The sequence below is a fragment of the Cupriavidus sp. 01T418 genome (genome assembly GCF_056398885.1).
In genome coordinates, this window is sequence record NZ_JBFTQG010000089.1 from 1 (window position 1) to 9652 (window position 9652).

The window sequence follows — 9652 nt, forward strand, 5'->3', positions numbered from 1 at the left end:
AATGCGGTAGCCAACCCGCGGATATCAGCGTGATCCACCGTAATGCGGTAGCCAACCCGCGGATATCAGCGTGATCCACCGTCGAGACTTACTGCTACGTCGCCCTCAGGAAATTGGGTGAGGAACAACATGGAACTGTGAAACTGAATCAAACCAATCTCGATTGACACGGGGAGTCATATCAGCTCGCCAGCTTCCTGAACGTTTCCAGTACGGCATCGCCCTTGAAGGGCTTCACGATCCATCCCTTGACACCAGCTGCCCTGCCCCGGTCCTTCATGGCGGGACTGCTTTCGGTGGTCAGCATGACGATGTTCACAGTCTTGTTCGCGAGCTCTGCGCGGATCTTCTCGACCATGGTCAGGCCATCCATGTTCGGCATATTGACATCGCTGATCACCAGCCGGATGCCGGAGCTTGCCTTCATCTTGGCAAGCCCGTCTTTCCCGTCCACCGCGGTGTCCACGTCCAGGCCGTTCTTCCTGAGAAAGCCAGCCACCTCGTCGCGCACCGTACCCGAGTCATCCACAACAAGAATCTTTGCCACGTTTCTTCCCCTGTTTTCAATCAGAACAACTCAAGTTCCCCACCGCTTTCTTCTACAGCTTCTGCGTCTGCAACGAAGTCCAGCGGCGCACTTGCAAACACGCATACCGTTGCGCCCAACTGCACGGATGCGTTGATCGAGACCGTGTACGAAGCGCGATAGTCCGGCTTCAGGCCTTCTATATGCGGCAAGCAGCGCGCGCTCAGCACGTATGGCGTCGACATGCCCAGGTCCGGGAAATGTGTCAGCAGAGCCTGGTTCATAGCGCCGCAGCAGAGATTGCCGGTTTCCACGAATGCTTCCCGCAGCGCGCCCTGAGCGCCATCCCGCATGAAATACGCCCGTGTGGCTTCATCCTCCTCAAAATGCAGCACCAGCAGCAGCCTGAAGACGACGGAAGAGATGGTGAGAACGACAACTTCGGCATCCGCCTCGCCAATGGCAAGCCCGTGCCTTGCAGGCGAGACAACGCAGGCATCGCCGGCCTGCATGGCCAGCCGGGACTGTGCCGCCCGGCAAAAGATACGCTCGAAGCTGTCCTGCGCGCGAGAGCTGATCACGTTGATGCCCGATGCTTAATGAAGCTGCGATTGAAACTGGTTGGCGAGTGCCTCGACGCTGCTCAGCGACGCCGTGATCATCTTTCCACCGGCCTGGATATCCTGGAACGTAGCCGTCGTCGTCAGGTCGTTCCTGTGCAGGCTGTCGCTGTAGCTCTTGGAGAGCGCCTCCGATCGCGCGGCGAGTGCCCTCACCTCTCCGGCCACCACAGCAAAGCCGCGCCCGACCGTGCCGGCGCGGGCGGCCTCGATCGAAGCATTGAGCGAGACAATCACCACATGCCTGACGATCGAGGACAACTCCTGGTTCTGCTCATGCATGTTCTGGTTGCGCTCCATCAGGGAGATCATCTGCTCATGCCAGCGCTCGAATGTGGAAGCCAGCCCCCGCAACCGCGACGCCTCGCCGGCGATCAGCCGGGCGTGGCCTGCCCATTGGTCCCTTTCCGCCCTGGCCGCCTTGAGTGCCGAATTGAAGCCGTCAGCCGCCTCTGCCTGCTTTGCCGCTTCCACGCGCAGCCGCTGGACCAGCGCTTCCAGCGCCTGCCTGTCCTGCTCCCCCTGCGCGATCTGCTCACGCTGGCCTGCGTTGACCTGGGCCAGCGCATCATGCCGTGCCTCCGCATCGGCATGCAGCCGGGTCATCGCCTTCGCGCTGTACGACCTGTGCGCCAACAGCGCCAGCATGGCGGTCACTACGCCGCCGCCGACGGCGCCTATGAGATATTGTCCAATCACAAGTAATCCTTCCCGATTTGCGTCGAATTCCGCATCGAATTCCGTGTCGATTTTCGCGTCGATATCAGATGTCGGTGGCGGCCGTGGCGTGGGCCTGGCCTGCCGCGGCATCGGCCTGCATGCCGACGCTGTACACGGCAAACGTGTCCGGCAAGCAGATAATGGTCTGGAACCGTCGGAACCCGGCGCCCTCGCGATCGTCCGTGAAGCGCAGTGCGATGCTGCCCTTCTCGCGCGCCAGGAAATCATGCACGGCATCCATGCCCACGCCACGGCCCGAAACCGCGGTGATGGCTTCCGCTGTGGAGAAACCCGGGCGGAAGATAAGCTGCGCGATCTCCTCGTCGCCAGGCGCATCGCCGGCGCCGATCCACCCGCGTTCGGCGGCGATGCTCCGGATCCGCTCAAGTGCCAGGCCGCGGCCATCGTCGCTTAGCGTGATTTGCAGCGCGTTCCGATCGACGCCCACTTCGATATCGATCTGGCCGGCGGCCGGCTTGCCGTGCGCACGGCGCACGTCGGCGGCCTCAATGCCGTGATCCATGGCGTTGCGCAGCAGATGCGTGAATACGTTAGCCAACACGGCGCCCGCCTCATCGTGCAAACGGCAACCATTGTCCTGAATGCGCACAACGGGTGACTCCTTGCCAAGCTCCCTGGCCAGCGACGGCAGGGAAGCCAGCACGCCGGACAGCGCCTCGCCGAAGCTCTCGGTGCCCAGCAAGCGCAAGGTCCGATGCACCGCGTCGCGCATCGATACCAGGTCGTCCAGGCTGGCAGGATTGGCCGCCTCGATCAGCCGCAGGCTCTCCCGAATCCTCTCCTTGCCGGTCATCGGCAGCAGCGCGGCGCCGGCGCCCTGGCCCGGACCCTTGCGGCCCAGGCTGACGTCATTGATGCTGGCATAGCGCTCAACGGTTTCCCGCACGCGGGTCAGCTCCTGCATCAGGCCGTCCTGGTCCCAGGCGCCGCCTTCATCGTCGGACTGGCGGAGGGCTTCGTAGCGCTGCTCCGTCTCATGCACCACATGGGTAAGGTGCTGGAGATTGTAGGTGCGCGCATTGCCTTTGATGGTGTGCATATTGCGGAACAGCGCGGCAATAGCGGCACTGTCCGCCTCCGAGTACTGGCGGATGATCCGCTCGTTCTCGTGGATAAAGCCATTTGAACTCTGGATGAAGCTGTGGAACTTCTCCTGGCTGACCGCAAGGATTTCGCCAATGATCTCCAGGTTGCGCCGCTGCTCGCTCGCTTCCGCCGCGAGCTGGCGCAACTGGGTCACATCGCGCACGCACAGCATCAGCCGCGTAATGTTGTCGTTGTCGTCGGTGATGGCAGACCAGCTCAGGTCCAGCATCTTCACGCTGCCGTCCGGCATGCGCCTGGCCACTTCGCCGACCAGCAAATGCTGGTTGAACACAAAGTTCATGGCGTCCTGGCCAAGACAGGCCCCGACCGCCGCGTCGATCTGCGACAAGCTATCCGCGCCCAGATCCGTATCCGAGAAGACCAGGTCCATGAAGTCGCGCCCGGCAATATGGCTGGTCTCGAAAATCTCCTCCAGGTACACCGAGTATTCAGGATGCACCACGGCGCCTTCCACCACGGTCAGGATGCCCTGCTGCATGTTCTGGAGAATCGCCTGGATATCGGCGGTCTTTTGCCTGAGCAAGGCCGCGTTCTCCTGGATCTTCTCGATCATCTGGTTGAACGCCACGATGGAGTGGCCGATCTCATCCATCCGCCCGACCGGAACGCGGCGCGTAAAGTCCTGGCTGGCGGCGATCTCGCTCATCATCGCCTGCATACGCGTCAGCGGACGGGTGATCTGCCGGTACAACAGCGTGCCGATGGCAGTCAGCAGGATGATGGCAATGCCGCTGACGAGGCCGATAGCGGTCGTCGTCGTCTCCAGCTTGCCGTTCAGCCCTGTAATGGCCCGGTCCTTCTCGCGGTTCTTTTCCACCCGCAGCGTCTCGACGATTTTCTCCATCTCGTCGCGATAGCGGGCCACGTTGGCAAACAGGAAGGCTTGCGCAATATCGTTGCGGCCAGCGGCCTTCATCTCCGCCGTTTCATGGATCGCCCCGAAATAGTTTTCCAGGCTCTCCCCAGCCTGCGTCAGCAAGCCCTTCTGCGCGTGACTGTTCGCGCTCTTCGATTGCCGCTCCAGCGCCTCGCGCAGGGCCGCTTCCTTGCCCTTCAGTTCCTCCTGGGCCTGCGCCACCAGGTTGCCATCCGGCGCATACACAAGCGCCATCGTAGCCAGCTGCACGTCCTTGACCAGCGACACGACATCGGCGGAAGCCAGCGCGCTGGGCACGACGCCCTCTGTCACCTCCCTGACCTCCGACGCACCGGCGCGCGTCTGGTAGACGGCATAGCCGCCTATTGCCGACAAAGCCACGAACATCAGGACAACCAATAACGTAATGCGATGACGGATAGTCATTTGCAAAGCCCTGTCAGCAAGCGTGTCAAGCCCTAAAAGAAGGGAAAATTGCCCGTTCTAAACGGAACGAATTATCATTTGCCGTGATTATTGCGGAATTAGTGTGACCGAACGATGACGTCAGCGCGCATAAGCGGGGCTGTGCTTACCCCCTCGCAAGAGGGGTTCCAAATTGCTATTTTCCCTGAAAGGTGCAATGGGGCGCACAGGTTCCCTACGCAGATCGTTTGCATCGCGCGGTGGAGAACACTCAGGGCTACTTGAGGCTGATTGAGGCTTCGTGCCCGGAGAGGGTGTCATGTGGTTGTCACCGCCGGACACTACCCTCTGCGCCACCCAGGGGGGGAGAGCGAGCGATGAAAGGTCTTGTTGGGGTATTGGAAAAAACAGAGGCAGGCCGCGAGGTGCTCGGCCAACGCAACGGGACACTCTGCCGGAAAAGCCGCGCACTGCTGATCATGGTGGATGGCCGGATCAGCGTGGAGGAGATGGTCGGCCGCGCGGGGCAACTGGGGCTTGAAGCGAACGCCATCACGCAACTGCTGGAAGGCGGACTTATCCAGCTCGCTGCCAGGTCCATCGACATGGCGCTAGCTCAGCCGGCCCTGGAAGCGCAGGCCAAGGCCCCGGTTTCCGCCGATGCCGACAGAAAGCGCTCGCTCGCGGCGGCCCGGATGTACCTGATGGACGTGATGGCGCGCACGTTCGGCACCGCGGACCATCCTATCCGGGCACGTCTTGTCGAGGCCACCGACCGTGCCGCGGTCGAAGCAGCATTCGAGGAATTTCAGGTGGTGCTGAAAGATATGGCCAGTCCATCGCTGGCGGCGCATATCGAGGAGGCCTTTCGGGATGTGCTGCCGCTCGGGTGAGTGGCTTGCACGCTATGGCAGAGCCATCTTCATTCGCGCAGCGGCGCTACTCCGCTTGCTCCGGAATGGCCCGGATGAGGTCCTCCAGCTGCGCGCTCATGGGCAGGCCGAGCCGCTGGCCGGTGGGCAGCCGGTCCATGAACCACTGCTTGTACATGCGTTCGAGTTCCCCGGTTGCCGCCAGATCGTTGACCGTCTTCTGCACCAGGCTGGCAAACTGCGGATCGCCCTTGCGGAACATGATTCCGTAGGGATCATAGGAGAGAAAATCACCCGTCACCTGGAATTGTCCCGCGGCCGCCCCTCCACTGAGAAAGCCATACAGCAGCACGTCGTCCCCCGCATAGGCATCCGCACCATGCTGCCGCAGTACCTCGAAAGCTTCGGCCTGATCCCGTGCCTTGATGATCTTCAACTGGAGGTCGAAGCGGGCGGAAAGGCGTTCAAGTGCTTCCAGGTTGGTGGTGCCGCTGGCGGCGACGACGGATTTGCCCTTGAGGTCCCGGAACGTCTTGATCCGCGAACCGCGCGGCACCATCAGTTTTGTCCCGGCGATAAAGATCACGGGAGAGAACGCCACGCGCTTCAGGCGCTCCGGGTTCCTGGTGGTCGAGCCGCACTCCAGATCCGCCTTGCCGGAGGCGATCGCATCGAAGCGGCTCTCCGGGGTAACGGGCACCCATTGGATGTCCACGTCGCGCCCGACCTCATCGGCCGCGGCCTGGACGATCGCGCGGCAGATATCGATGGAATAGCCAATCGGGTTGCCCAGCCTGTTCAGGTAGGAAAACGGCAGGGACGATTCGCGATAGGCGATGGTCAGGGTCCCGGCCTCCTTTGCCTTCTTCAGCGTGCCGGAAAGCTCCCCGGCCTGCTGCGCAACGGCGGTGCCGGCGCATAGCGCCGCGCACAGCACCGCGGTGGCCCACGTCGCGCCTTGCCGGCACCAGCTACGGCCGCGTGTTTCGTTTGCATGCATAGGCGCTCCTACGCCCGGGCCGGGGCCTGCTCGGCGGCTTGCTCTTCCATTTCGGACTCGCCCGCCAGCTGGCCCTCCCACTTCGCCACCACCGCCGCGGCAATCGAGTTGCCCACCGCATTGGTCGCCGAACGCCCCATGTCGAGGAACTGGTCGACTCCCATGATCAGCAGCAGGCCGGCCTCCGGAATGCCGAACTGGTTCAGCGTGGCGGCAATCACCACCAGCGATGCGCGCGGTACGCCCGCCATCCCCTTGGAGGTCAGCATGAGCAGCAGCAGCATGGTGATCTGGGTGCCGATCGGCAGGTGGATATCGTATGCCTGTGCGATGAACAGCACGGCGAACGTGCAGTACATCATGGTGCCGTCGAGATTGAAGGAGTAGCCCATCGGAAGGACAAAGCTGGAAATCTTCCGGTTGACCCCGAACCGGTCCAGCGCGTCGAGCAGCTTCGGATAGGCAGCCTCCGAACTCGCCGTGGAGAAGGACAGCAGGAAGGGCTCGCGGATCAGGCGAATCAGCGTGAACACCCGTTTGCCGAGGAAGGCGAACCCGGCAAGGATCAGCAGGCCCCAAAGCACCAGGAGACCCAGGTAGAAACTTCCCATGAACTTCGCGAAGGTGATCAGGATGCCCAGGCCCTGCATGGTCACGGTCGAGGCAAGCGCGGCGAACACCGCGACCGGCGCCATCAACATCACGGCGCCGGTGATCTTGAGCATCGTTTGCGCGAGGTCATCGATCACGCCGGCAAGCCGCTTGCCGGTTTCCCCGAGCGAGGACAGCGCGGTGCCGAAGAAGATCGAGAACACCACGATCTGGAGGATCTCATTGTTGGCCATGGACTCGGCTACGGACCTCGGCACCAGATGCGTGACGAAGTCCTTGAGCGTAAGCGCATTGGTCTTCAGGTTGGTCGCGGAGCCCACATCTGGCAGCGGCAGGCCGATATTATGTCCGGGCTGCAGGAGCGTGGCCAGGAGCAGGCCAAGCGAAAGGGAAATCAGCGAAGCCACGACAAACCAGCCAAGCGCCTTCGCGCCAACGCGGCCAACCGTACTCGCATCGCCCATGTGTGCGATGCCAACCACCAGTGTCGAAAACACCAGCGGTGCAATGATCATCTTGATCAGCCGCAGGAAGACATCGGTAAAGATGGAGATATAGCCGGCGATCTCCTTGGCGGCGGCAGGGTTTGGGAAGGCCTGGTGACAGCTGTAGCCGACGATGACGCCGAGAATCATCGCAATCACGATGTAGGTGGTGATCGGGCGCTTCTTCTGCATGACGACTCCCCTGGATTCACTTCAGCCTGTGATCCGGGGTGGATACCTACGGCGTGTCGCGCAGGCGATCATCGTCCATTCGAGCGGCCACGGGTACTTGAAATGCCAAGGTTCCCCCCCCCAATAACGATAGTCGCCCGGAGCGGTGATACGCAAGAAAAATGCCTTGCGCACGCGCTCGATCCCGCCGCCTCCCGCCGATAGACTTCCGTGATCTGTTGCAGCGGGGCCTGTCGCCGGTGCAATCCTCAGGCTAGCGCCAGTTGCGGGTGGGCTTGCTTCGGCATGACGGTATTGCGACCAGCCGCCTTTGCTTCATAAAGCCGCTGGTCGGCAAGGTGCACGAGCTGGTCGGGCGTATCACAAGGCATGGCATTGCCGTCGAAAACGGCGACACCAATGCTTACGCTTAGTCTTCCGCCTGGGCTGGTGAAGTTCGCCTGCTCAGTTGCAAGTACCGCAGAACGGATCTTCTCCGCGACTTGAACCGCACCCCGCTGGTCTGTGTTCGGAAGCAGCACGCAAAACTCTTCGCCACCATAGCGCCCGACGAAGTCGCCCGGACGGCTGATGCTCTCTACAATACAGCGGGCGATGGTTCTTAGCGCCCTGTCTCCGGTAGCGTGCCCATAATGGTCGTTGAGGCTTTTGAAGTGATCGGCATCTACCATCAGCACCGAGAGGCCCTGCTTGTTCCTGCTCGCACGTCGCCACTCGGCATCAAGGGTTGAGTCAAGAAGACGGCGCGTGCCCACTCCCGTCAGGCTGTCGGTATTGGCGAGTAGATGGAGTTGCTGTTCCATCTCGAGCCGCTTGCGAAGCTGTCTTGCGAACATCACCGACATCATGACGATGAGAAAATCGAGCACCGCCACAACGCTGCCGATGGCCCAGGCGCGCCGTTTCCACTCGGCGTAGATATCATCGGTGGCCAGCCCCACGACGACTATTAGCGGGAATTTACCGATATGCCTGAAACTGTACAGGCGTTGGGCACCATCCAGCGCCGCATTGCCAATGTAATAGCCTCGCTCAGCTTGAATAAGCGGCTTGAATGCCGGGACGCCCGCAATGCTTTGACCGATATCCTTCTGGATGTAGGGACGTCGCATCAGAACCGTTCCGTCGAGTCGCACCAACGTGATGGAGCCCTGCTCGCCAAGAGTCATTCCATCAAACAGGCGGTGGAAGTAGTTCAGCCGAAGTGTCCCGACAACGATGCCGGCAAATTGGCCGTGGCTATCCGTCAGTCGCTGGCTTAGTCCAATCGACGTTTCCGTCTTCGTTAGATGCGGTGAGAACGGTTTGCTGATGAAGAGACCGGCATCGGCCGACTGCTGTTGAACCGCGAAGTAATCACGGTCACTGAGGTTGAGCTTTCTCGGCGGAACCGAGCGGGAATCAATGACGACCTCGCCCGCCGTGTTCGTGACCAGGAGTGCGCCCATATCCTGGGCGTTGGTGGACCTGTCGAAGAGGACACGCTGCCGAATCTGTGACGGCAGCCGCAATGTGGCCGGGTCGTTGACGCCATCAATGACGGCCTGTATCGACAGTTCGTAGACCTCGATGTTGCGTTCGATATCACGCTGCAGAATCAAGGAGAGATTCTCCGCTCCGTCGCGTGCTCGTGCGAACGCGTCCAAGCGCATTTGGTAAAGCGCGATGGCGGTAATGCACGCCAGGGTCACGGCGGCCGCAAGCGCCCCTGCGATAAAAAGGGTTGGGCGCGCAAGAAAGGCCCCTGCAAACTTCGTCAGCGCCACACCCACTCAACCAATAACAACGTAATTTCTCCTTTGAGTGTGCGCCGGCACGCACACTCAAAGGAGGATCGTGGAGTGCTCGGTGCACGTTTGCGGCGATTCTAATGGCATATCCGGGACCGTTTTGCGGCAAAGGGATTCAATGCCCCTACGGCTCCTTTCGAGGCACTTCGCTGTTGCGATTTACCAACTATTCTTGGACACACGCCGGACATAGGGAAATAAAAGTCGCCGTTGCGGCACTTGTCTCACTGCTGCCAAGGTGAGCCCTGCGCCGTAGCACCGGCTACCCTGGGGACGCGCTCGGCGACAACGAGAATGCCGGTTGATGCACCCGATGTTTTTCGCCGCCGCAAAAGCAAAACCCCCCAGTACTTTCGTACTGGGGGGTTTCAAGGGAGAGCCTGGCGATTACCTACTTTCACACGGGTATCCGCACTATCATCGGC

The 9652-nt window shown here is 61.3% G+C and carries 8 protein-coding genes; 1 reads left to right on the plus strand and 7 read right to left on the minus strand.

Annotation, left to right across the window (positions count from 1 at the left end):
• Positions 1-181 precede the first annotated feature (181 nt).
• The 4 genes from AC1DQ3_RS35995 to AC1DQ3_RS36010 all read right to left on the minus strand — a co-directional run bounded on the left by AC1DQ3_RS35995 (position 182) and on the right by AC1DQ3_RS36010 (position 4297).
• Complete coding sequence (locus tag AC1DQ3_RS35995; RefSeq protein WP_477124860.1) at positions 182-547, minus strand: response regulator; 366 nt, start codon at positions 545-547, stop codon at positions 182-184.
• A 20-nt stretch (positions 548-567) separates the two neighbouring features.
• Positions 568-1107 carry a hypothetical protein gene (locus tag AC1DQ3_RS36000; RefSeq protein WP_477124861.1) on the minus strand — a complete coding sequence of 180 codons (540 nt, stop codon included), beginning with the start codon at positions 1105-1107 and terminating at the stop codon, positions 568-570.
• 15 nt (positions 1108-1122) lie between these two features.
• Positions 1123-1845 (minus strand): methyl-accepting chemotaxis protein, encoded by a 723-nt coding sequence (locus AC1DQ3_RS36005; protein WP_477124862.1) that lies wholly within the window; start codon positions 1843-1845, stop codon positions 1123-1125.
• Positions 1846-1909: 64 nt separating this feature from the next.
• Positions 1910-4297, minus strand: a complete 2388-nt coding sequence (locus tag AC1DQ3_RS36010) for a HAMP domain-containing protein (protein ID WP_477124863.1) — start codon at positions 4295-4297, stop codon at positions 1910-1912.
• 356 nt (positions 4298-4653) lie between these two features.
• Between AC1DQ3_RS36010 and AC1DQ3_RS36015 the strand changes: the two genes are divergently transcribed.
• Positions 4654-5169 carry a hypothetical protein gene (locus AC1DQ3_RS36015; RefSeq protein ID WP_477124864.1) on the plus strand — a complete coding sequence of 172 codons (516 nt, stop codon included), beginning with the start codon at positions 4654-4656 and terminating at the stop codon, positions 5167-5169.
• A gap of 46 nt (positions 5170-5215) precedes the next feature.
• Here AC1DQ3_RS36015 and AC1DQ3_RS36020 read toward each other — a convergent pair whose 3' ends face one another.
• The 3 genes from AC1DQ3_RS36020 to AC1DQ3_RS36030 all read right to left on the minus strand — a co-directional run bounded on the left by AC1DQ3_RS36020 (position 5216) and on the right by AC1DQ3_RS36030 (position 9203).
• Entirely contained in the window at positions 5216-6148 is a 933-nt protein-coding gene (locus AC1DQ3_RS36020) for an amino acid ABC transporter substrate-binding protein (protein ID WP_477124865.1), read from the minus strand.
• Positions 6149-6156: 8 nt separating this feature from the next.
• Positions 6157-7437 (minus strand): dicarboxylate/amino acid:cation symporter, encoded by a 1281-nt coding sequence (locus tag AC1DQ3_RS36025; protein WP_477124866.1) that lies wholly within the window; start codon positions 7435-7437, stop codon positions 6157-6159.
• 248 nt (positions 7438-7685) lie between these two features.
• Entirely contained in the window at positions 7686-9203 is a 1518-nt protein-coding gene (locus AC1DQ3_RS36030) for a sensor domain-containing diguanylate cyclase (RefSeq protein ID WP_477124867.1), read from the minus strand.
• Between the last annotated feature and the right edge of the window lie 449 nt (positions 9204-9652).

Bases quoted from the DNA above. Each gene is read 5' to 3' on its own strand.
- AC1DQ3_RS36025 (WP_477124866.1), bottom strand. From the start codon at position 7,437: ATGCAGAAGAAGCGCCCGATCACCACCTACATCGTGATTGCGATGATT.
- AC1DQ3_RS36010 (WP_477124863.1), bottom strand. From the start codon at position 4,297: ATGACTATCCGTCATCGCATTACGTTATTGGTTGTCCTGATGTTCGTG.
- AC1DQ3_RS36020 (WP_477124865.1), bottom strand. From the start codon at position 6,148: ATGCATGCAAACGAAACACGCGGCCGTAGCTGGTGCCGGCAAGGCGCG.
- AC1DQ3_RS36015 (WP_477124864.1), top strand. From the start codon at position 4,654: ATGAAAGGTCTTGTTGGGGTATTGGAAAAAACAGAGGCAGGCCGCGAG.